Origin of the sequence: Nocardia asteroides, assembly GCF_021183625.1 — a bacterium.
Classification (GTDB): Bacteria; Actinomycetota; Actinomycetes; order Mycobacteriales; family Mycobacteriaceae; genus Nocardia; species Nocardia asteroides_A.
In genome coordinates, this window is sequence record NZ_CP089214.1 from 5,446,919 (window position 1) to 5,468,466 (window position 21,548).

The 21,548-nt window shown below is 74.5% G+C and carries 15 protein-coding genes; 8 read left to right on the plus strand and 7 right to left on the minus strand.

What is annotated here, in order from left to right:
* Positions 1 to 90: 90 nt before the first annotated feature.
* From fdhD to LTT61_RS32735, 3 genes are read right to left on the minus strand one after another with little or no spacing between them, the layout of a single operon-like run.
* Positions 91 to 942, minus strand: coding sequence for a formate dehydrogenase accessory sulfurtransferase FdhD (gene fdhD / locus LTT61_RS25150; RefSeq protein ID WP_233016503.1), 852 nt, complete (start codon positions 940 to 942; stop codon positions 91 to 93).
* A complete protein-coding gene (locus tag LTT61_RS25155) occupies positions 939 to 3,248 on the minus strand; it encodes an FdhF/YdeP family oxidoreductase (RefSeq protein WP_233016504.1) in 2,310 nt (769 codons plus the stop codon). The genes fdhD and LTT61_RS25155 overlap by 4 nt, the downstream gene beginning before the upstream one ends.
* Before the next feature lie 32 nt (positions 3,249 to 3,280).
* Positions 3,281 to 4,996: an FHA domain-containing protein gene (locus LTT61_RS32735; protein ID WP_269821798.1), complete on the minus strand. Its 1,716-nt coding sequence runs from the start codon at positions 4,994 to 4,996 to the stop codon at positions 3,281 to 3,283.
* Positions 4,997 to 5,150: 154 nt separating this feature from the next.
* On the opposite strand from LTT61_RS32735, the gene LTT61_RS25165 reads away from it, so the two are divergent.
* Positions 5,151 to 5,672 (plus strand): GNAT family N-acetyltransferase, encoded by a 522-nt coding sequence (locus LTT61_RS25165; RefSeq protein WP_233016505.1) that lies wholly within the window; start codon positions 5,151 to 5,153, stop codon positions 5,670 to 5,672.
* A 99-nt stretch (positions 5,673 to 5,771) separates the two neighbouring features.
* Here the strand turns inward: LTT61_RS25165 and LTT61_RS25170 are convergent, their stop codons facing one another.
* Positions 5,772 to 7,271, minus strand: a complete 1,500-nt coding sequence (locus tag LTT61_RS25170; protein ID WP_233016506.1) for a glycerol-3-phosphate dehydrogenase/oxidase — start codon at positions 7,269 to 7,271, stop codon at positions 5,772 to 5,774.
* Positions 7,268 to 7,855, minus strand: a complete 588-nt coding sequence (locus LTT61_RS25175) for a TetR/AcrR family transcriptional regulator (protein ID WP_233016507.1) — start codon at positions 7,853 to 7,855, stop codon at positions 7,268 to 7,270. Before LTT61_RS25175 ends, LTT61_RS25170 begins: the two co-directional genes overlap by 4 nt.
* Positions 7,856 to 7,902: 47 nt before the next feature.
* On the opposite strand from LTT61_RS25175, the gene LTT61_RS25180 reads away from it, so the two are divergent.
* Both LTT61_RS25180 and LTT61_RS25185 read left to right on the plus strand, forming a co-directional pair.
* The gene (locus LTT61_RS25180; RefSeq protein WP_233016508.1) at positions 7,903 to 9,537 is read left to right on the plus strand and encodes an FAD-binding oxidoreductase; all 1,635 of its coding nucleotides are present in this window, start codon (positions 7,903 to 7,905) and stop codon (positions 9,535 to 9,537) included.
* Positions 9,534 to 10,478 (plus strand): YegS/Rv2252/BmrU family lipid kinase, encoded by a 945-nt coding sequence (locus LTT61_RS25185; RefSeq protein ID WP_233016509.1) that lies wholly within the window; start codon positions 9,534 to 9,536, stop codon positions 10,476 to 10,478. Before LTT61_RS25180 ends, LTT61_RS25185 begins: the two co-directional genes overlap by 4 nt.
* A gap of 155 nt (positions 10,479 to 10,633) precedes the next feature.
* Here LTT61_RS25185 and LTT61_RS25190 read toward each other — a convergent pair whose 3' ends face one another.
* Positions 10,634 to 11,281, minus strand: a complete 648-nt coding sequence (locus LTT61_RS25190) for an AAA family ATPase (RefSeq protein WP_233016510.1) — start codon at positions 11,279 to 11,281, stop codon at positions 10,634 to 10,636.
* Positions 11,282 to 11,680: 399 nt separating this feature from the next.
* On the opposite strand from LTT61_RS25190, the gene LTT61_RS25195 reads away from it, so the two are divergent.
* From LTT61_RS25195 to LTT61_RS25205, 3 genes are all read left to right on the plus strand, one after another.
* Entirely contained in the window at positions 11,681 to 14,356 is a 2,676-nt protein-coding gene (locus tag LTT61_RS25195; RefSeq protein ID WP_233016511.1) for a valine--tRNA ligase, read from the plus strand.
* Positions 14,353 to 15,816 (plus strand): bifunctional tetrahydrofolate synthase/dihydrofolate synthase, encoded by a 1,464-nt coding sequence (gene folC, locus LTT61_RS25200; RefSeq protein ID WP_420094692.1) that lies wholly within the window; start codon positions 14,353 to 14,355, stop codon positions 15,814 to 15,816. The genes LTT61_RS25195 and folC overlap by 4 nt, the downstream gene beginning before the upstream one ends.
* 86 nt (positions 15,817 to 15,902) lie before the next feature.
* Positions 15,903 to 16,271 carry a DUF4233 domain-containing protein gene (locus tag LTT61_RS25205; protein WP_233021183.1) on the plus strand — a complete coding sequence of 123 codons (369 nt, stop codon included), beginning with the start codon at positions 15,903 to 15,905 and terminating at the stop codon, positions 16,269 to 16,271.
* Here LTT61_RS25205 and LTT61_RS25210 read toward each other — a convergent pair.
* The gene (locus tag LTT61_RS25210) at positions 16,260 to 16,724 is read right to left on the minus strand and encodes a hypothetical protein (RefSeq protein WP_233016512.1); all 465 of its coding nucleotides are present in this window, start codon (positions 16,722 to 16,724) and stop codon (positions 16,260 to 16,262) included. The genes LTT61_RS25205 and LTT61_RS25210 overlap by 12 nt on opposite strands.
* Before the next feature lie 105 nt (positions 16,725 to 16,829).
* Between LTT61_RS25210 and ndk the strand changes: the two genes are divergently transcribed.
* Both ndk and LTT61_RS25220 read left to right on the plus strand, forming a co-directional pair.
* Complete coding sequence (ndk, locus tag LTT61_RS25215; protein ID WP_233016513.1) at positions 16,830 to 17,246, plus strand: nucleoside-diphosphate kinase; 417 nt, start codon at positions 16,830 to 16,832, stop codon at positions 17,244 to 17,246.
* 473 nt (positions 17,247 to 17,719) lie between these two features.
* A complete protein-coding gene (locus LTT61_RS25220; protein ID WP_233016514.1) occupies positions 17,720 to 21,466 on the plus strand; it encodes a translation initiation factor IF-2 N-terminal domain-containing protein in 3,747 nt (1,248 codons plus the stop codon).
* Positions 21,467 to 21,548: the final 82 nt, after the last annotated feature.

Sequence of the window (21,548 nt, forward strand, 5' to 3'; positions counted from 1 at the left end):
CGCGGCCGGGGCGAGCGACTTGCGGAGCTCCCCGCCGGTGGTGGAAGTTCGCGATGCGTCTCGGAGGGCGCCGAGCTGCGCGAGCGTGGGTCAGCGGGGCGCGGCGTGCGGCTCCGGCCGCGGTGCGTCGGCGGGAACCACGCGGTGCTCGCCCGCGTAGATGTTCATGGTCTCGCCGCGCAGGAAGCCGACGAGGGTGAGGCCGGACTCCACGGCCAGGTCGACGGCGAGCGAGCTCGGGGCGGAGACCGCGGCCAGCAGCGGGATCCCGGCCAGCACCGCCTTCTGCACCAGCTCGAAGGAGGCGCGGCCGCTCACCACGAGCAGCAGGTCGTGCAGCGGCACCCGGCCTTCGCGCAGCGCCCAGCCGACCACCTTGTCCACCGCGTTGTGCCTGCCGATGTCCTCGCGCACGCAGACCACCTCGCCCGCCGGGGTGAAGAGCCCGGCGGCGTGCAGCCCGCCGGTGGCGTCGAAGACCGACTGCTCGGCGCGCAGCGCGTCCGGCAGCCCGGCCAGCACCTCCGGCGGGACCACCGGGCCGTCGCCGGTCAGCGGGTACGCGGTGCCGGTGCGCACCTGGTCCAGCGCGGTGCGGCCGCAGAGCCCGCAGGCGCCGGTGGTGAGCACCTTGCGGGCGGGGATCGCCGCCGCGTGCCGCAGCTGCACGTCCAGCACGTTGTAGGTGTTGCGGCCCTGGTCGTCGGTGCCCGCGCAGTACCGCGCGCTCACCACGTCGTCGCCGGTCGCGATGACCTTCTCGGCCAGCAGGAAGCCGTGCACCAGGTCGATATCGCTGCCCGGCGTGCGCATGGTGACGGTGAGCGACTGCCCGTTCACCCGGATCTCCAGCGGCTCCTCGACCGCGAGCGAATCCGGCCTGGTGATCTGCCCGGCCGGGGTGATGCGGCGCATCCGGCGGCGCGCGGTCACCCGGCTCACGCGGGGGCACCGACGTGCACGTGCGGCTCGATCCGGATCACGACCGCCTTGGAGACCGGGGTGTTCGAGCCGGCCGCCACGTGGTCGAGCGGGACCAGCGGGTTGGTCTCGGGGTAGTAGGCCGCGGCGTTGCCGCGCGGGGTCGGGTAGGGCACCACCCGGAAGGCGACCACCCGGCGCTCGACGCCGTCGGTGAACTCGGAGACCAGGTCGACCAGCTGCTCCGGCTCCAGGCGCAGCTCGGCGATGTCGTCCGGGTGCACCAGCACCACCCGGCGCGCGTTGCGCACGCCGCGGTAGCGGTCGTCCAGGCCGTAGATGGTGGTGTTGTACTGGTCGTGGCTGCGCAGCGACTGCAGGATCAGCCGCCCCTGCGGCACCGGGAGCCAGGTCAGATCGTTGACCCCGAAGTTCGCCCTGCCGGTGCCGGTGTGGAATTCGCGCGCGTCGCGCGGCGGGTGCGGCAGCTGGAAACCGTTGCGCGAGCGCACCTTGGCGTTGTAGTCGGCGCAGCCGGGGACGACCCGGGCGATGGCGTCCCTGATCCGGTCGTAGTCGCGGCGGAACTCGCCCCACGGCACCGGGTGCTCCGGGCCGAAGAGCTCCGCCGCCAGCTCGCAGACGATCGCGACCTCGCTGCGCAGCTCTCCGCTCACCGGCCGCAGCCGCCCGGTGCTCAGGTGCACCATCGACATGGAGTCCTCCACCGACACCTGCTGCCGCTCGCCGCCCTGCACGTCGGCGTCGGTGCGGCCGAGGGTGGGCAGGATCAGCGCGGTCCGGCCGTGCACCACGTGGCTGCGGTTGAGCTTGGTGGAGACCTGCACGGTCAGCTCGCAGGAGCGCAGCGCGGCCTCGGTGACCTCGGTGTCCGGCGAGGCGGAGGCGAAGTTGCCGCCCATCGCCATGAAGAACTTCGCGTGGCCGTCGCGCATGGCCCGGATGGCGTCGACGGTGTCGAAGCCGTGCGTGCGCGGGCTGGTGATGCCGAGCTCGCGGTCGAGCGCGGCGAGGAACGGCTCCGGCATCCGCTCCCAGATGCCCATGGTGCGATCGCCCTGCACGTTCGAGTGGCCGCGCACCGGGCAGACCCCGGCGCCCGGCTTGCCGATCATGCCGCGCAGCAGCAGCAGGTTGGTGGCCTCCTCGATGGTGGCGACGCCGTGCGCCTGCTGGGTCAGCCCCATGGCCCAGCAGATGATGGTGCCGCGCGACTCGGCCAGCCGCTGCGCGGTGCGCTCCAGCTGCGCGCGGGTCAGCCCGGTGGCCTGCTCGACCTCGGCGAGGTCGGCCGCGCGGGCCTGCCGCTCGTACTCGGCGAAGCCCGCGGTGTGGTGCTCGATGAACTCGCGGTCGATCACGGTGCCCGGCGCGCGGTCCTCGGCCTCGAAGAGCAGCCGGGCCAGGCCGCGGAAGAGCGCCATGTCGCCGCCGAGCCGGATCTGCAGGAAGTCGTCGGCGATCTCGACGCCGGTGGTCAGGCCGCGCGGGGTCTGCGGGTCGCGGAAGGCGAGCAGCCCGGCCTCCGGCAGCGGGTTCACCGCGACCACGGTCGTGCCCGCCTGCTTGGCCTCGCTCAGCGCGCTGAGCATGCGCGGGTGGTTGGTGCCCGGGTTCTGCCCGGCCACGATGATCAGGTCGGCCTTCGGGAAGTCGTCGATCGAGACCGAGCCCTTGCCGATGCCGATCGAGCGGGTGAGCGCGGTGCCGGAGGACTCGTGGCACATGTTCGAGCAGTCCGGCAGGTTGTTGGTGCCGTAGGCGCGGACCAGGGCCTGGTAGAGGAAGGCGGTCTCGTTGGCGGTGCGGCCGGAGGTGTAGAAGACCGCCTCGTCGGGGGAGTCGAGGGCGCGCAGGGCTGCGGCGACCAGGCGATATGCCTCGTCCCAGGCGATCGGGCGGTAGTGGGTGTCGCCCTCGCGCAGCACCATCGGGTGCGTGATCCGGCCCTGCCGGCCGAGCCAGTACCCCGACCTGCCCGCCAGGTCGGTGATCGAGTGCTCGGCGAAGAACGCCGGGTCGACGGTGCGCAGCGTGGCCTCCTCGGCCACCGCCTTCGCGCCGTTCTCGCAGAACTCGGCGGGGCGCCGGTGGCCGGATGGCTCCGGCCAGGCGCAGCCGGGGCAGTCGAAGCCGTGCACCTGGTTCAGCCTGGTCAGGGTGCGGGCGGTGCGGACGACGCCCATCTCCTCGACCGAGCGCTTCAGCGCCACCGCCACCGCCGTGACCCCGGCCGCCTGCTGCTTCGGCGCGCTGACCTCGAGCGCGGCTTCGTCGATGTCGGTCCGCGGGCTGTTGCGATGCATACCCGACACTATCCGCCAAATCGTGGGATGTGTCAGTGCGGTTGGTCGGGGAGGTAGGTGAGGACCCGGTCACTGATCCGCACCCGGGCCCCCGGCGGGAGTTCGGTGCGGTCGGTGCCGATGCGCGCCCACTCGTCGGTGCCGGGCGCCGCGACGAAGGTGCCCGCGCCGGTCCCGGCGTCGCGGACGAAGACATTGCCGTTGTCGATGTCGACGTAGGCGTGCACCCGGGAGACGTGCCGGTCGCGCGGGAGTACCAGCGGCGCGGCGACGGCGGCCTTGACGGCGTCATCGGCCTGCGGGCCACGGCCGATGACGTACGGGCGGTCCAGCGGGTAGGCGGTGCCGTCGACGAGCAGGGCGCCGAGCGCGCCGCTCTCCGGGTCCGTCACCACCGGCAGCACCCTGGTTCCGCTTCCCGTCGCCTTGCGCAGCGCCACCCGGCCCTTGGCGTCCCGGCCGGGGGCCTCGCCCTGGCGCGGGGGGAACATGCGGGCGGACGGGGGTGCGCTGCCGGTGTGCGGGGCGAAGGTGTGTGGGCCGTCCGGTACCTGGGACCAGGCCAGGGGGCGCGGCGGGTCGGGTCGGGGAGGGGCCTTGGCGGTGGGGTCGGCGTCGGCGCCGTCCGGGAAGGTGTGGCCGGTGGGCAGGGGTGTGCCCGCCGGGGAGTGGGCGCTCGCCGCCGATGTTCCGGCCGGGGAGTGGCCGGTGGCGTAGGGCGTTCCGGCGGGGCCGTGACCCGTCGGGGTCCCCGCGGCTGCCGGTGATCCGGCGGCATGGCCGGTTGCCGGTGATCCGGCGGGAGCGTGGCCGGTGGCTGCCACGGCGTGGCCCGTCGCGGCGGGGGACCCGGCGGCGGAGTGGCCGGTCGCGGGGGCGGGTCTCGCGTGGCCGGTCGCGGGCGCGGCGTCGGCGCCGGAGTACTGGGTGGCGGACGGATTTCCCGCGCCTGCGTAGCCGGTTGCGGACGGATTTCCCGCGGCTGCGTGGCCGGTGGCGGGCGACGACGCTGCTGTGTGACCGGTCGCGGGACGGTTGCCCGCTGCTTTCTGCCTGCCCTTGCCGACCCGGACGGTCGGGCCGGGCTCGGCGGGCGCGGCCATGCCGGGCAGGGCGGCTTCCGCGGCGGTTGCCGGACCCGCGGAGACAGCGGGGCCGGCGCCGGTGGGCTCGGGGGTGGCGACGAAGCCGGACGCCTGGGTCGGGGGCGACTCCGCCTGCCCAGCGGCGGGCTTCGGGGCGCGCCGGGTGGCGGCCTTGCGCCCACCGACCCTGCGCAGCGCCGCGCGCAGCACGAAACCACCGCCGGGCACCACACCTTCGCGCAGGTCGCTGTGCGCGGCGACGGTGAGCGGGAACGCCTCGTCCGGGCCGACCGAGACGGTGCGCACCGGCTCCCGGACGATCTCGTCGACCCAGGTGAAGGCGCGCTCACCGGAGAGCGTGCGCACCCCCTCCGCGCCGTGCAGCTGCGCGCTCACCGGCCCGCGGAGCAGGAGCAGCGTGCCGTCCGGAGTCGGCGCGACCACGCCGAACGGCGGCGGCTCCGCGCTCCCGGCGAAGACCACAGCGGCGAGCCGCTGTGCGATAGCGGGCCCGGGCCGCTCGCCCTCGGCGGCCGCGCGCACCGCGCCGAGAATCCGGTCGGTGGCGGCGTTCGCGCTCGCGAGGAAGACGACGACCCCGCCGAAGCGGGCGACGAGCCCCGCGCCGGGAACGATCCCGACGGTGGACGTTTCACTGCGCATCCGCGCCCTCCTTCCCGGGACATCCCCAGCCAGCATAGAGGCGGGCGCCCGCCCCCGAGCCCGGTCGGCGGGTGGCGAAGGGCACCGCAGCGGTTGTCCGCACCGGGGCGAAAAGGGCAGCGCCGGACCTGGCCGCGCGGTTAGGGTGCCTCCCGTGATCCGCCCCGCCGTCCCCGCCGACCTGCCGATCCTGCAGGAGCTCGAAAAAGCCGCGGGGGCGCCCTTCGCGGCGCTCGGCATGCACGCGGTGGCCGAGGACGACCCGCCCGCGCTGGAGGTGCTCGGCGAGTACGTCCGGGCCGGGCGGGCCTGGGTCTGGGACGCGGACGGCCCAGCCGGCTACCTGGTCCTCGACCTGGTGGACGGCGCCGCGCACGTGGACCAGGTCTCGGTCGACCCGGCGCTGCGCGGCAGCCGCATCGGCCGCAGGCTGCTCGACCACGCCGCCGCGTGGGCACTGTCGCGCGGCCTGACCGCGCTCACCCTGACCACCTTCGTCGAGGTGCCGTGGAACGGCCCGTACTACCGGCGGCTCGGTTTCCGCTTCCTCGCGCCGGAGGAGGAGACGCCCGGGTTGCGCGCCCTGCGCGCCGCCGAGGCCGCGCACGGCCTCGACCACTGGCCGCGCGCCTGCATGCGCGCCGAACTCGCCGACTGGCGGCCCCTGACCGGCTAACTGAGCCACCCGTGTACCCCACCGCCGGGCGGGCGCGGTCGTGCGCCGCATCGCCGGGCGGGCGCGGTACGCGGCCGATGGCGCGCGGCGCGCAGTCGCTCAGCCGAACGCCGCCTCGGCGGCTGGCAGCGCCGCCTCCCGGTCGGCGGCGACGAGCCCCACCCGGCTGCGCCGGTCGAGCAGGTCGTCGGGGGCGAGCGCGCCCTCGTGGCCGATGCCGAAGGCGAATTCGGCGTGCGTGACGTCGCTCCCCGGTGCGATCGGCTCGGCCGAGCCCGCCCCGGCGACCAGCGGCGCCTCGGCGCCGTACCGCTCCAACAGCGGCTGCGGCGCGACGAGCCGGTCCCGCGCCGCGCCGGAGACGGCGCCGACCAGCGGGAGGTCGCGAGTCCGGCACGGACCGGCGGTCAGCCCGGCGGTCCGCACCGCGGTGTCGACGGCGTCCTCCGCCATCCGGCGGTAGGTGGTCAGCTTGCCGCCGACCACCGTCACCATGCCGGTGGGCGAGACCAGCACCGCGTGCCTGCGCGAGATGTCGGCGGTGGCCCCGCCCTCGGTGCGCAGCAGCGGGCGCAGCCCCGCGAAGCTGCCGCGGATATCGCCGCGCGACAGCGGCTCCCGCAGCACCGTGTTCACCACGTCGAGCAGGAACTCGACCTCACCGTCGGTCGGCTCGGGAACGTCGGGCACCGGCCCGGGGGCATCCTCGTCGGTGAGCCCGAGGTAGACCCGGCCGTGCGGGGCGGGCAGCGCGAAGACGAAGCGCCCGACGCTGCCGGGCACCGGCACGGTGAGCGCGGCGCGCAGCCCGTCGAACGCCGCGTCGTCGAAGACCAGGTGCGTGCCACGGCTGGGCCGCAGCGAGATGCTCGGGTCGACGGTGTCCGCCCACACCCCGGCCGCGTTCACCACCACCCGGGGCCGCAGCTCCAGCGTCTCGCCGGAGAGCGTGTCGCGCAGCACCGCGCCGCCGCGCTCGGCCGCGACCCGGGTGAGCACCAGCGCCCCGTGCGCCGCCGCGGTGCGCGCCAGCCCGACCACCAGCCTGGCGTCGTCCACCAGCTGCCCGTCCCACGCCTGCAGCCCGCCGCGCAGCCCGGCGCGGCGCACGGTCGGCGCCAGCCGCAGCGTCTCGGCGGCGGCGATCCGGCGCGAGCGGGGCAGCGTGGCCGCGCCGGTGCCCGCGCCGCGGCGCAGCACGTCGCCCGCGGCGAAACCGGCCCGGACCAGGGCGCGCTGCGCGCCGCCGATCCCGGGCAGCAGCGGCACCACCTGCGGCAGCGCGCGGACCAGGTGCGGGGCCGTGCGTTCCAGCAGGATGCCGCGCTCGACCGCGCTCTCGTGCGCGATCCCGATCTGCCCGGAGGCCAGGTACCGCAGCCCGCCGTGCACCAGCTTGGAGCTCCACCGGCTGGTGCCGAAGGCCAGGTCGGCGCGCTCGGCGAGCACCGTGCGCAGGCCGCGGCTCGCGGCGTCCAGCGCGACCCCGGCGCCGGTCACCCCGCCGCCGATCACCAGGACGTCGACCGCGGGGTCGGCGCCGAGCGCGGCCAGCTCGCGGGCGCGCCGGGCGGCGTTGAGTGCGGAATCGCCGGTCATGGGTTTTCCTCTCGGTCGGGCCGCAGGTAACCGTCGACGGCGCGGGTGAGCTCGGCATCGAGCGCGGGGCCGTCCAGCAGTTCGGCGACGGTGCCCGCCGACTGGACCGCGGACTGCACGATGAGCAGCAGCATGGTCGCCATCCGCTCCGGCTCGCCCGCGCGGATGGAGCCGTCCCGCGCGCCGTCGGCGACGGCGGCCGCGAAGAGCTCGATCAGGGCGCGCTGGTTGCGGCCGAGCCTGCCGAAGACGTAGGTGAGCATGAGGTCGGTGTCGGTGCGGAAGATCTTGATGAACAGCGGGTTCGCGCGCACCAGCCGCGCGCCGCCGACCACGCCGGTCACCAGCCTTTCCCTGGCGTCGCCGTCGGCGGGCATGCTCGTCGCGACGATCTCGCGCAGCTCGCGGACCAGCAACTCGGCGATGAGCGAGCCGGTGTCCGGCCAGCGCCGGTAGACCGTCGGCCTGCTCACCCCGGCCCGCCGCGCCACCTCGGTGAGCGTGGTGCGCCGCACCCCGAACTCGGCCACGCAGTCGCGCGCGGCGCGGAAGATCGCGTGGTCGACGGTCTCGGGTTCCGGCACGTTTCCCCTCGGCTTACTGCTTGACAGTTCGTGTCACACTGTAACGCATGGTGGAGACGAGGAACCCCGCGGCCGAGACCGACCGGACGGCGTCCGCACCGGGTATGGTGTGGGACGCCTGGGGGGTCCCCGCCGGGCACAAGCCGCTCCCGGAGCAGGTCCGGAGCCTGGTCACCCAGGTTTTCGGGGTTTCGGGGGCGCCGGTGGCGCGCCGCGATGAGGGCGGCGTGCCACTACCGGAGCCCGCCCTGCCCGCGGCGCTGCTCGCCGGGCTCGGCGCGGTGACCGGCGCCGAGCACGTGTCGACGGCGCACCGCGACCGGCTCCGCCACGCGGGCGGCAAGAGCACCCCCGACCTGCTGCGCCGCCGCGCGACCGGCACCCAGGAGGCGCCGGACGCGGTGGTCTTCCCCGGCAGCCACGACGAGGTGCTCGCGCTCCTCGCCTTCTGCGCCGGCCTGCGGATCGCCGTCGTCCCGTTCGGCGGCGGCACCAGCGTGGTCGGCGGGGTGCAGCCGCTGCGCGGCGACTGCGCGGCGGTCATCGCGCTCGACCTGCGCAGGCTGGACGGGCTGACCGAGGTGGACCCCATCGCGGGCACCGCGACCCTCGGCGCCGGGCTCACCGGCCCGCAGGCGGAGGCGCTGCTGGCCGGGCACGGCCTCTCGCTCGGCCACTACCCGCAGAGCTTCGAGTTCGCCAGCATCGGCGGCTTCGCCGCGACCCGCTCGTCCGGGCAGGCCTCGGCCGGGTACGGCCGCTTCGACGACATGGTGGAGCGGCTCACCGTCGCCACCCCGGCGGGAACGCTCACGCTCGGCCGCGCCCCCGCCTCGGCCGCGGGCCCCGATCTGCGCGCGCTCTTCCTCGGCTCCGAGGGCACGCTCGGCGTGCTCACCGCGGTGACGCTGCGGGTGCATCCGATCCCCGCCGCGGTCGAGTACCAGGGCTGGTCCTTCCCCGACTTCGAAACCGGCGCCGCCGCACTGCGTTCGGTGGTGCAGGCGGGTGCGGCGCCGACCGTGCTCCGGCTCTCCGACGAGGCCGAGACCGGGGTGAACCTGGCCCGCTCCGGCGATATCGGCGGTGGCGCGGTGACCGGGTGCCTCGCCGTGACCACCGTCGAGGGCAGCGCGGCGCACGTCGCCGCCCGCTCCGCCGAGGCGCACGCCCTGCTGACGGCAGCGGGTGGCACCCCGCTCGGGCCGCAACCGGCGCGCGACTGGGAGCACGGCCGCTTCGGCGCGCCCTACCTGCGCGACGCGCTGCTCGACGTCGGGGTGCTCTGCGAGACCCTGGAGACCGCAACCACCTGGTCGAACCTGAGCGCGCTCAAGGCCGCCGTCACCGCCGCGCTCACCGCGGCGCTGCAGGGCCAGGGCACGCCGCCGCTGGTCATGTGCCACGTCTCGCACACCTACCCGACCGGCGCCTCGCTCTACTTCACCGTGGTCGCCAAGCAGCTCGACGACCCCGCCGAGCAGTGGGCGATCGCGAAGACCGCGGCGGGCGACGCCATCACCGGGCACGGCGGGACCATCACCCACCACCACGCCGTCGGCACCGACCACCGCGCCTGGATGTCCGCGGAGATCGGCGACCTCGGCGTGCGGGTGCTGCGCGCGGTCAAGCGCGAGCTCGACCCGGCGGGCATCCTCAACCCCGGAAAGCTGCTGCCGTGATCCGCCGGGTCACCGTCGTGACCAACCCGCACTCCGGGGCCGGGCGCGGGCACGGCGTCGCAGGCGCCACGCTGGCCGCGCTCACCGATCGTGGCGCCGAGATCACCGAGGTGCGGGCGGCGACGGCGGCCGAATCGGTTCGGCTGGTCACGGATTCGGTGCGCGGCCGGGAGCCGCGGCCGGACGCGGTGGTCTGCGTCGGCGGCGACGGGCTGGTCAACGTGCTGCTGCCCGCGCTGGCGAACACCGGGGTCGCGCTCGGGCTCGTCCCCGCCGGGACCGGCAACGACCTGGCCCGCGAACTCGGCATCCCGGTGGACGACCCGGTCGCGGCGGTCGAGCTGCTGCTCGCCGGGAACGTCCGCACGCTCGATCTGGGGCTGATCGAGGGGGCCGCGGGGGAGCAGTGGTTCGTGACCGTCGCGGGCACCGGCTTCGACGCGCGGGTGACGTTGCGCGCCAATGCCATGCGCAGGCCGCGCGGCTCGCTGCGCTACACCGTGGCCGCGCTCGCCGAGCTCGGCAGCGGGCTCGGCGTGCCCTACCGGCTGGAGCTGGCCGGGCTCGCCCCCGGCGCCCTGGACAACCCGGCCGGCGCCGACGGCACCGCCGTGCTGGAGACCGAGGCCGTCATGGTGGCGATCGGCAACACCCGCACCTACGGCGGCGGCATGCTGATCTGCCCCGACGCCGAACCGGACGACGGGCTCCTCGACCTCACCGTGGTCGGCGCGGTCTCCCGGCTGGAGATGCTGCGCCTGCTCCCCGCGCTCGCCGCCGGCAGGCGGATCGACCACCCGGCCACCACCCAGCTCCGGGTGACCGAGGTGACGCTCACCGCGCCCGGCGCCCCCGCCACCGCCGACGGCGAACCGGCGGGCGAGCTGCCGATCACCGTGCGGGCCGTCCCCGCCGCCCTGCGCGTCCTGGTGCCGAGTTAGGACGAGGGTCGCGCCGCGCTACTCGGGCCGGCGCCGAGCCGGGCGGGTCCCCCGCCCCGTGCGGGCCGGCGCGGGGGTTCCGTCGTGTCGTCGCCCGCCGCCCGACGGTGCGGGTTCCGAGACGGCGCGGCCGGTCGCAGCGGTGCGTCGGGGACTCAGTCCTGGAAGACGATGCGCTGCAGCCGATTCAGCGCCGCGCGGTCGGTGAGCACGGCGGAGGTCGTCCGCCCCGGTGCGGCGGTCTCGCTGACCGCGTCGGCGACCAGCCCGCGCCAGCGCCTGCAGTGCAGCGCGAAGGTGACCGGATTGATCCGCCGCCCGCGCGCCCGCTGCCCGGCCCGCGCCACCTCGGGCGCGACGTCGAGCATGACGACGTGCAGCTCCCGCCCCGCCTCCGCGGTCCAGCGGGCGATCATCCGCCTGGCCCAGCGGTAGGTCCCGCAGTCGTGGATCACCACCGGCCCGGCGGCACCGCGCAGCGCCGCGCGCACCGCGCGGTAGTGCGCGACGTGCACCACCGGCCGCCACAGCGGGTACGGCAGCCAGGCCAGGCTGCGCCGCCAGCGCACCCTGGCCTGGTGCGAATCGACGACGACGGCGCCGCGCTCGGTGCGCGCGGGGGCGTCGGCGTCCGGCTCGGTGCCGAAGAAGGTGTGCAGCGCGGTGCTCTTGCCCGCTCCGGGAATGCCGGCGACGACCAGCGCGGCCCGCGCCGGATACCGCAATTCGCCGACGGCGCCGCCGGTTTCGCCGGTCCGGCGCAGATCGTGCAACGTGTGCGGCGCGAGTGCGAAAGCCCGCACAACGGGCAAATCGGGCTCGGGCGATGAGACCGATGCAATCTCCAGCGGGGGGTTCACCCCTTCCAGCCTCCCCATCGAAAGCCGCTTCGGCAACCGGGAAAACCCTGGGATCACCCGGCTTTCGGCATCGCGGCCCCGCGGAGCACCCGGCTACTCGCCGGTACGGGCCACCGACCGAATCCGCCGACCTCGGAAAAGGACGTATCGGATACGGCCGCGGCGAGACAGAGAATTCCCAGCTGGGCGGCCGGTTTTCGGAAGCTGAGAATCCCCTGTGGATAGTCCGTCCGGCGGATGATCGCCGGTAAGCTCAGGGGTGTCGGCGAGGCGTCCGGTGTCCCTCATCCATCGGACGCCCCGCCGATCTATCGTCTCGGGCGGTATCCGTAGAATCACGGCGTGACCAGCACAGCCCCCGACAGTTCGCGTAATCGTGCCGAAGAACTCCCCAAGAGCTGGAATCCCGGCGAGGTGGAGTCGCCGATGTACGAGCGCTGGGTAGCCGCTGGGTACTTCGCCGCCGATCCGGCGAGCGGCAAGCCGCCGTACTCCATCGTCCTCCCGCCGCCCAACGTCACCGGCAACCTGCACATGGGCCACGCCCTCGACCACACCGTCATGGACACGCTCACCCGCCGCAAGCGCATGCAGGGCTACGAGGTGCTCTGGCTGCCCGGCATGGACCACGCGGGCATCGCCACCCAGTCGGTGGTGGAGAAGCAGCTCGCGGTGGACGGCAAGACCAAGGAAGACTTCGGCCGCGAGCTCTTCATCGACAAGGTGTGGGACTGGAAGCGCGAGTCCGGCGGCGCCATCCAGTGGCAGATGCGCGCGCTCGGCGACGGCGTCGACTGGGGCCGCGACCGCTTCACCATGGACGACGGCCTCTCCCGCGCGGTGCAGACCATCTTCAAGCGGCTCTACGACGCCGGGCTCATCTACCGCGCCGAGCGGCTGGTGAACTGGTCGCCCGCGCTGCGCACCGCGATCTCCGACATCGAGGTCAAGTACGAGGACGTCCCCGGTGAGCTGGTGTCGCTGCGCTACGGCTCGCTCGACGATGCCGAGCCGCACGTGGTGGTGGCCACCACCCGGGTGGAGACCATGCTCGGCGACACGGCGGTCGCGGTGCACCCGGACGACCCCAGGTACCGGGCGATGGTCGGCACGACGATCGAGCACCCGATCACCGGGCGGCAGATCCCGATCGTGGCCGACGACTACGTCGACCCGGAGTTCGGCACCGGCGCGGTGAAGATCACCCCCGCGCACGACCCGAACGACTTCGAGCTCGGGCTCCGGCACGACCTGCCGATGCCGACGATCATGGACGAGCGCGGCCTGATCGCCGGTACCGGCACCGAGTTCGACGGCATGGACCGCTTCGAGGCCAGGCTCGCGGTGCGCGAGCGGCTGGCCCGCGAGGGCCGCGTTGTCGCCGAGAAGCGGCCCTACCTGCACAGCGTCGGGCACTCCGAGCGCAGCGGCGAGCCGATCGAGCCGCGGCTCTCCATGCAGTGGTGGGTGCGGGTGGAGACGCTGGCAAAGGCCGCGGGCGACGCCGTGCGCGACGGCGACGTGGTGATCCATCCGGCGAGCCAGGAGCCGCGCTGGTTCGAGTGGGTCGATAACATGCACGACTGGTGCATCTCGCGCCAGCTGTGGTGGGGCCACCGCATCCCGATCTGGTACGGCCCGGACGGCGAGGTGGCCTGCCTCGGCCCGGACGAGACCGCCCCCGAGGGCTGGGAGCAGGACCCGGACGTCCTCGACACCTGGTTCTCCTCCGGGCTGTGGCCCTTCTCCACCATGGGCTGGCCGGAACACACCGCCGAGCTGGAGCGCTTCTACCCGACCAGCGTGCTGGTGACCGGCTACGACATCATCTTCTTCTGGGTCGCCCGGATGATGATGTTCGGCATGTACGTCGCCGAGGACGCGCCGCTCACCGAGGGCAAGCCCGCCGGGCAGAAGCAGGTGCCGTTCCGCGACGTCTTCCTGCACGGGCTGATCCGCGACGAGCACGGCCGCAAGATGTCGAAGTCGAAGGGCAACGGCATCGACCCGCTGGAGTGGGTCCGCGACTACGGCGCCGACGCGCTGCGCTTCACGCTGGCCCGCGGCGCGCAGCCCGGCGGCGACCTCTCGGTCGGCCCCGCGCACGTGCTCGCCTCCCGCAGCTTCGTCACCAAGCTCTTCAACGCCACCAAGTTCGCGCTGATCAACGGGGCCCGCACCGGCGACCTGCCCGCCGACCGCACCGACGCCGACCAGTGGATCCTCGACCGGCTGGACGCGGTGATCGTCGAGGTGGACGCGGCCTTCGACAGCTACGAGTTCGGCAAGGCCTGCGAGGCGCTCTACCACTTCGCCTGGGACGAACTCTGCGACTGGTACCTGGAGCTGGCCAAGGTGCAGTTCGCCGAAAGTGACGCACGCGCCGAGAACACCGGGGTGGTGCTCGGCCACGTGCTCGATTCGGTGCTGCGGCTGCTGCACCCGGTGATCCCGTTCGTCACCGAGGAGCTGTGGCGCGCGCTGACCGGCGGCGAGTCGGTGGTGATCGCGCCGTGGCCGCGCTCGACCGGGATCGCCCCCGACGCCGAGGTGACCCGTCGGCTCACCGACGCGCAGCGGCTGATCACCGAGATCCGCCGGTTCCGCAGCGACCAGGGCCTCACCGACAAGCAGCGGGTCGCCGCGGTGCTGGACGGGCTGGACGCGGCCGGGCTGGAGGCGCATCGCGCGAGCATCACCAGCCTGGCCCGGCTCACCGCGGCGGAGGCGGATTTCGCCGCCACCGCCGAGGTCGAGGTCCGGCTCAGCACCACGACGGTGACCGTCCGGGTGGATACCTCGGGCACCGTCGACCTGGAGGCCGAGCGCCGCAGGCTGGAGAAGGACCTGGCCGCCGCGGAGAAGGAGCTCTCCGGCACCACCGCCAAACTCGGCAACGAGGCCTTCCTGGCCAAGGCGCCGGAGCCGGTGGTGGAGAAGATCCGGACCAGGCGCGATGTCGCCGCGGCCGAGGTGGAGCGGATCGGCGCCCGCCTCACCGAGCTGAGCGCGCGGTGACCGGGCCGGACGGCAACCCCGACCCGGAGACCAGGCTCGGCGCGGACGCCAGGCTCGGCACCGGCGCCTCGCCGGTGGAGCTGGCCGAGCTGGCGCTGGTCGAGGCCGAGCTCGACAAGCGCTGGCCGGAGACGAAGATCGAGCCGTCGCTGACCCGGATCTCCACGCTGCTCGACCTGCTCGGCTCGCCGCAGCACGGCTACCCGGCGATCCACGTCGCCGGTACCAACGGCAAGACCTCGGTGACCAGGCTGATCGACGCGCTGCTCACCGCGCTGCACCGGCGCACCGGCCGGATCACCAGCCCGCACCTGCAGCTGGCCACCGAGCGGATCGCGGTCGACAACGCGCCGATCACCCCCGGCCGCTACGTCGAGCTGTACCGCGAGCTGCTGCCGTACCTGGAGCTGATCGACGCCCGCTCGATCGCCGCGGGTGGCCCGGCCCTGAGCAAGTTCGAGGTGCTCACCGGCATGGCCTTCGCGGCCTTCGCCGAGGCGCCGGTCGACGTCGCCGTGGTGGAGACCGGGATGGGCGGTACCTGGGACGCCACCAACGTGGTCGACGGCCAGGTCGCGGTGATCACCCCGATCGGGCTCGACCACCTCGACTACCTCGGCCCCGACCTCACCTCCATCGCGGGCGAGAAGGCCGGAATCATCAAGAAGGCGCCGGAGAGCCTGGTGCCGAGGGACACCGTCGCGATCATCGCCGAGCAGCAGCCGGAGGCGATGGAGGTGCTGCTGCGCCGCGCGGTCGAGGTCGACGCCGCGGTGGCGCGCGAGGGGTCGGAGTTCCGGATCCTCGGCAGGCGGATCGCGGTCGGCGGCCAGCAGCTGGAGCTGCAGGGGCTCGGCGGGGTCTACGACGACATCTTCCTTCCGCTGCACGGGGAGCACCAGGCGCACAACGCGGTGCTCGCGCTGGCCGCGGTCGAGGCGTTCTTCGGGGCGGGTGCGGACCGGCAGCTCGACATCGACGCGGTGCGCGCCGGGTTCGCCGCCGCGGCCAGCCCGGGCCGGATGGAGCGCATGCGCAACGCGCCGACCATCTTCGTCGACGCCGCGCACAACCCGGAGGGCGCGCGGGCGCTCGCCGCCACGCTCACCGGGGAGTTCGACTTCCGCAAGCTGGTCGGGGTGGTCGGCGTGCTCGGCGACAAGGACGTGTCCGGCATCCTGGAGGCGCTGGAGCCGGTCTTCGACGAGATCGTCGTCACGCAGAACGGCTCGCCGCGCGCGCTCGACGTGGACGCACTCGCCGATCTTGCGGTACAGCGCTTCGGCGACGAGCGCGTCGTCACAGCGGCCAGCCTGCCGGACGCGCTGGAGACGGCGATCGCGCTGGCCGAGGAGGTCGGCGACGCGGGGGAGGCGGTCTCCGGCGCGGGGGTGGTGGTCACCGGGTCGGTGGTCACCGCGGGCGCCGCGCGCGCCCTGTTCGGAAGGGATCCGGCGTGAGCGAGCCAGGGCGGGAGCGCGGCCCCGAAGGGGCGCCGGGCGGGCCCGGCGAGACCGGCACGGCCGCGCCCGAGGTCCCCGATCCCATGAAGGGGTTCCGCGGGGTGATGGCCGGGACGCTGGTGCTCGAGGCCATCGTGGTGCTGCTGGCGCTGCCGGTGGTCGCCACCGTCGGCGGCGGAATTACCTGGGTCTCCGGCGTCTACCTGGTCGGGCTCGGCGTGGTGATGTTCCTCGGCGCGGGGCTGCAGGGCCGGTCCTGGGCGATTCCGTTCAACCTGGCGCTGCAGGTGCTGGTGATCGCCGGCGCGCTGTTCCACCTGTCGATCGGCGTGATCGGGCTGATCTTCGCGATCGTCTGGGCCTTCCTGCTGATCCTGCGGCACGACGTCAAGAAGCGCTACGACCAGGGGCTGCTGCCCAGCCAGCGGCTGCGCGGCCGCTCAGGCGGGTAGCACGGCGAGCAGGACGAGGCGGTTCCCGGTCTCCTCCAGGTAGGCCCGCGGCCACCACTCGGAGGCGGCCTCGCCGGTGAGCGCGCGGTCCAGCGCGCGGCCGGTGCGGAACGGGCCGGCGGGCAGCAGCGGCCGCAGCGGGTCGCGCAGGTCGGGGTCCTCGCCGGTGAGCATGCTCAGGGCCCTGAGCTCCCCGGCGCGGTCCGGCCGCAGCTCGACGACGGCCTCGATCCACACCGTGCTCGGGCCGGGCGCGGCGCCGCGCTCGGAGTTGTTGTCCCAGCTGACCCACCCGGTCGCCACCGGCTCGCCGAGCCCGGGGAAGCGCTGGGTCAGCGGCTCCGGTTCGTGCCGCACCGGCAGGCTCTGCCCCGGCGTGCTCCGCTCGGCGCAGCCCGTGCCGACCGCGAGCGCCACCGCCGCGAGCGCTACCAGCCGCATCACTGCCGTCATCGACCTCGCCCGCCTCCCGTCCGGTTCTCGCCGCACCCTAGCGGTGCGCGGGCCGCCCGGTGGCCGATGGGGTGTCCGGGCGGTTCGTGTCCTAGGCTCGGCGCCGTGACCGAACAGACGTTGGTACTGATCAAGCCCGACGGCGTGCGCCGCGGCCTCGTCGGCGAGGTGCTCGCCCGGATCGAGCGCAAGGGCCTGAAGATCGCGGCACTCGAGCTCAAGCACGTCTCCGCCGAGCTGGCGGGCAGCCACTACGCGGAGCACGCCGAGAAGCCGTTCTACGGCTCCCTGATCGAGTTCATCACCTCCGGCCCCGTGGTCGCCGCCGTGCTGGAGGGGCCGCGCGCCATCGCCGCGTTCCGGCAGCTCGCGGGCGGTACCGACCCGGTGGAGAAGGCGGTGACCGGGAGCATCCGCGGCGACCTCGCGCTGGAGACCCAGGAGAACCTGGTGCACGGCTCCGACTCGCCCGAATCCGCCAAGCGCGAGATCGCGCTCTGGTTCCCGGAAACCAGGGGCTGACCGGCCCCGCGGCCTGCCCGCGGCCCGGGGCGCGGGGTGTTTTCGCACCGCACCCCGGCCGCGCGCCCGCCGTTCCCGAGCGCCGATGGCGAACCCCCGGCGTCCGGTATGGGATACTGACTGTGGCCGTGGACGACGCCGCCGACTTCGCGCAGGTACGCGAACGGCGGTCGACGCACTCGGCCGGATGACACCGCGGTTCGATGCCGATCATCGCTGCCACGGCCCCGCCCACGATCTGGGTGCGGGCCACCCCGGCACGCTGGATGAGCGCTCACGCCGCGGGGTTCAGCCGTACAGCCAGGCTCCGCGTGACCAGTTGGACCGACCGATGTCAGACCAGGTGATAACCGGGCACGCGGGGCGAGACCACTGACCGCACGCCGACGAGGCGTGTGGATGGGACAACGCCCCCGCGACGGCCGCGTCACTCCGTACCGGGAGGGACGCGCCCGGGGGCCCGAGGAGACTTCGTGGCCGAAAAAGAGCCGCTGCACACAACAAAACAGGATGCCGAAGAATTGCCGGAGCGAATCCGAGTTCATGCCCTCGCCAAGCTGCTCGGAACGACGAGCAAGCGCATCCTGGCCAAACTGACCGAATTGGGGTCCGAGGCGCGGAGCGCGCAGTCCAATGTGGACCGCGACGTCGCGCACTCGGTGCGCCGAGCCTTCGCCGAGCAGGATCCCGAGGGTTCGCCGGGGGTTGCCCCGGCGGTAGCCGAGCCGGCGTCCGCCGCCGAGCCCGCGCTCGCGGAGCCGGCGGGCGAGGCGTCCGCGGGGGGTGACTCCGCGGCCGGTGCGCCCGCTGTCGCCGAGCCCGTCGCCGGCGGCAAGCCCGCCCGCAGGCGGCGCGCGACCCGCGCCTCCGGCGGGGAGACCACTGCCGCGGAGACCACCGCCGCTGAGCCCCGCTCGGATGCCACGACCGTGGATGTCCCGGCCGGGGACTCCGGCGCGGCTGCCGCGCCGGAGCGGGTGCACACCCCCGCGCACGGCAGCCTCTTCACGCACCTGGAGACGCCGGAGGAGCCGGTCGCGCCCTACGACGCCGCCGCCGTCGCCGTCCCGCTCTTCCAGGCGCCCGACGCCGCCGCGGCGGAGGAGGAGCGCAAGCGCCGCCGCGCCGAGCGCGAGGCCGCCAAGCGCAGCCGCGAGGAGGAGCGCGCCCGCGACGAGGCCGCGCGGCAGGCCCGCGCCGAGCAGGCCGAGGACGACCGGAGGGCCGAGCAGGCCCGCGCCGAGCAGACCCAGGACGACGGCGACGACGAGGACGACGACCGCGAGTCCGGCGAGCACGACGACGACCAGCCGCGCCGCAGGCGCCGCGGCCGCCGGGGCCGCGGGCGCGGCAGGGGCGAGCAGAACTCGGACGGCGACGACGACGAGCGCGCCGAGTCCGATGACGACGACCAGCGCGAGGACGAGCCCGAGGGCCGCTCCGACGACACCGGGGACCGCGCCGACGACACCGCGGGTCGCGCCGCCGCCAAGGCGGACGACTCCGACGACTCCGACGACTCCGACGACTCCGACAACGACACTGACGACGAGTCCGGCGTGCCCGAGGGCGCGACCAGGCGCCGCCGCAGGCGCCGCAGGCGCAAGGTCGGCGGCGACGCCGACTCCGGTGACGCCGCCCCCGAGGACGACCCGCCGAACACCGTCGTGCACGAGCGCGAGCCGCGCGCCAAGAGCCGCAAGCCGGTCGACGAGGTGCAGGGCATCTCCGGCTCCACCCGGCTGGAGGCCAAGCGGCAGCGCAGGCGGGACGGCAGGGAGGCCGGGCGGCGCCGCCCGCCGATCCTGACCGAGTCCGAGTTCCTGGCCCGCCGCGAGGCGGTCGACCGGGTCATGGTGGTGCGCGAGAAGTCCTTCCCGGACCATCCCACCGCCACCCAGGTCGCGGTGCTCGAGGACGACATCCTGGTCGAGCACTTCGTGACCAGCACCGGCCAGGCCTCGATGGTCGGCAACGTGTACCTGGGCAAGGTGCAGAACGTGCTGCCGAGCATGGAGGCGGCCTTCGTCGACATCGGCCGCGGCCGCAACGGCGTGCTCTACGCCGGTGAGGTGAACTGGGAGGCCGCCAAGCTCGGCGGCCGCGAGCGCAAGATCGAGCAGGCGCTGCGCCCCGGCGACCAGGTGCTGGTCCAGGTCTCCAAGGACCCGGTCGGGCACAAGGGCGCCCGGCTCACCACCCAGATCAGCCTGGCGGGCCGGTTCCTGGTGTACGTGCCGAGCGGCACGTCGGCCGGGATCAGCCGGAAGCTGCCCGACACCGAGCGCAAGCGGCTCAAGGAGATCCTGCGCGACATCGTCCCCGACGACGCGGGCGTCATCATCCGCACCGCCTCCGAGGGCGTGAGCGCGGCCGAGCTGGCCCGCGACGTGGAGCGGCTGCAGGCCGCCTGGCGCACCATCGAGGAGGCGGCGAAGGGCGGCTCCGGCGCGCCCAAGACGCTCTACGAGGAGCCCGACCTGCTGGTCAAGGTCGTCCGCGACCTCTTCAACGAGGATTTCTCCAACCTGGTCATCGAGGGGGACCGGGCCTGGAGCACGGTGGAGAACTACGTCCGCACGGTCGCGCCGGACATGCTGTCCCGGGTGCACCGGCACGACAACGGCAACGTCGACGCCTTCCAGACGTACCGGATCGACGAGCAGCTGGCCAAGGCGCTGGACCGCAAGGTCTGGCTGCCCTCCGGCGGCACGCTGGTCATCGACCGCACCGAGGCGATGACGGTGGTCGACGTCAACACCGGCAAGTTCACCGGGTCCGGCGGCAGCAACCTGGAGGAGACGGTCACCAGGAACAACCTGGAGGCGGCCGAGGAGATCGTGCGCCAGATGCGGCTGCGCGACATCGGCGGCATGATCGTCGTCGACTTCATCGACATGGTGCTGGAGTCCAACCGCGACCTGGTGCTGCGCAGGCTCACCGAGGCGCTCGGCCGGGATCGCACCCGGCACCAGGTCTCCGAGGTGACCTCGCTCGGGCTGGTCCAGATGACCCGCAAGAAGCTGGGCACCGGGCTGGTCGAGGCCTTCTCCACCACCTGTGAGCACTGCCACGGCCGCGGGCTCATCGTGCACAGCTACCCGGTCGACGGCGGCAGCGCGCCGGAGGAGAGCGGCGGTGGCCGCGGTGGCCGCGCCGAGAGCGGGACGCGGCGGCGGCGAGGCCGGGACAAGGGCGCCGCGGCGCCCGCCCCCTCCGGCAACGGCGTCGCGCAGCCGGAGCACGACGAGGACACCGCCACCCGGCGGGCGCACCCGGTCGCGCTGGCCATGGCCGCCGCGCACCAGGGCGACGAGGTGCTCGCGAGCGATATCGCGGACGGGGCCGACGAGGCCGCCGTCACGCCCTCCGGCCCGGATGTCGCGGTCGTGATCGGGGCCGGGACCACCGGCCCCGACGCGGGCGACGACGCCGAGCACGTGCCGAGTGGCCGTGGGCGCAGGCGTAGCAGGCGGGCCTCCCGCGGTGCCGGTCGGGCCGGCGCCGAGGAGCGCGCTGCCAGTGAGCAGGCGGCCAGTGAGCAGGCGGCAGGCGAGCAGGCGGCAGGCGAGCGTGTGGCGGCCGAGCGCACGGTCGGCGAGCCGGTGGCAGCCGCGCAGGCGACGGGCGAAGCCGAGGCCGATTCGGCGACGAGTTCGGCGATCGAGCCGGGTGATGCGCCGTCCGCGGCGGATGTCGCCGAGGTCGCCGCGGAGATCGCGGCCGGTCAGCAGGTTACTGATGCAGTCGCGGAAGAAGCAGCGGAGGCCACCGAGGAGGCGGATGCCGAGCAGCCGGTTACCGAGCAGCCGAGCGCCGAGCAGCCGGTTGCCGACGTATCGGCCGCCGATACCGGGCAGCGGGACACCGGAGCGGCAGCCGCCGCACCGGAGCCCGCCGCGGCGGCGGGCGAGGCCGCGGATGCGGCACGCTCGGCGATCGAGCCGGGTGACGCACCGTCGGCGGACGCCGTCGCCGCGGTGGCGACCGAGGTGAACGGTGCGGCCGCACCGGCCACCCGCCGCCGCCGGGTGGCCCGATCGGCCGCCGCGCCGAGCACGGACAGCGCAGGGGCTGTCTTCGTGCTCCCCGGCGCGGCCCCCGCCGCCGAGCCCGCCCCGGCCGAACCGGTCGCCGAGGAGGCGGTCCAGGTACCGCCCGGCCGCCGGCGCCGCCGCGCGGTCGGCCGCCCGGCCGGTCCGCCGGTCGACGGCGAATGACCCGTTCGCCCCGGGATCACCCGTGGTCCCGGGGCGATTGGGAGGTCGAGGATGCCCTCTGGTAACCTTGCCCAGTCGCTGT

What these genes read in the sequence shown, in the direction of transcription:
- LTT61_RS25155 (WP_233016504.1), bottom strand. Translation starts at nt 3,248, where the DNA reads ATGCATCGCAACAGCCCGCGGACCGACATCGACGAAGCCGCGCTCGAG.
- LTT61_RS32735 (WP_269821798.1), bottom strand. Translation starts at nt 4,996, where the DNA reads ATGCGCAGTGAAACGTCCACCGTCGGGATCGTTCCCGGCGCGGGGCTC.
- LTT61_RS25170 (WP_233016506.1), bottom strand. Translation starts at nt 7,271, where the DNA reads ATGACCGGCGATTCCGCACTCAACGCCGCCCGGCGCGCCCGCGAGCTG.
- LTT61_RS25180 (WP_233016508.1), top strand. Translation starts at nt 7,903, where the DNA reads ATGGTGGAGACGAGGAACCCCGCGGCCGAGACCGACCGGACGGCGTCC.
- LTT61_RS25205 (WP_233021183.1), top strand. Translation starts at nt 15,903, where the DNA reads ATGAAGGGGTTCCGCGGGGTGATGGCCGGGACGCTGGTGCTCGAGGCC.
- LTT61_RS25210 (WP_233016512.1), bottom strand. Translation starts at nt 16,724, where the DNA reads ATGACGGCAGTGATGCGGCTGGTAGCGCTCGCGGCGGTGGCGCTCGCG.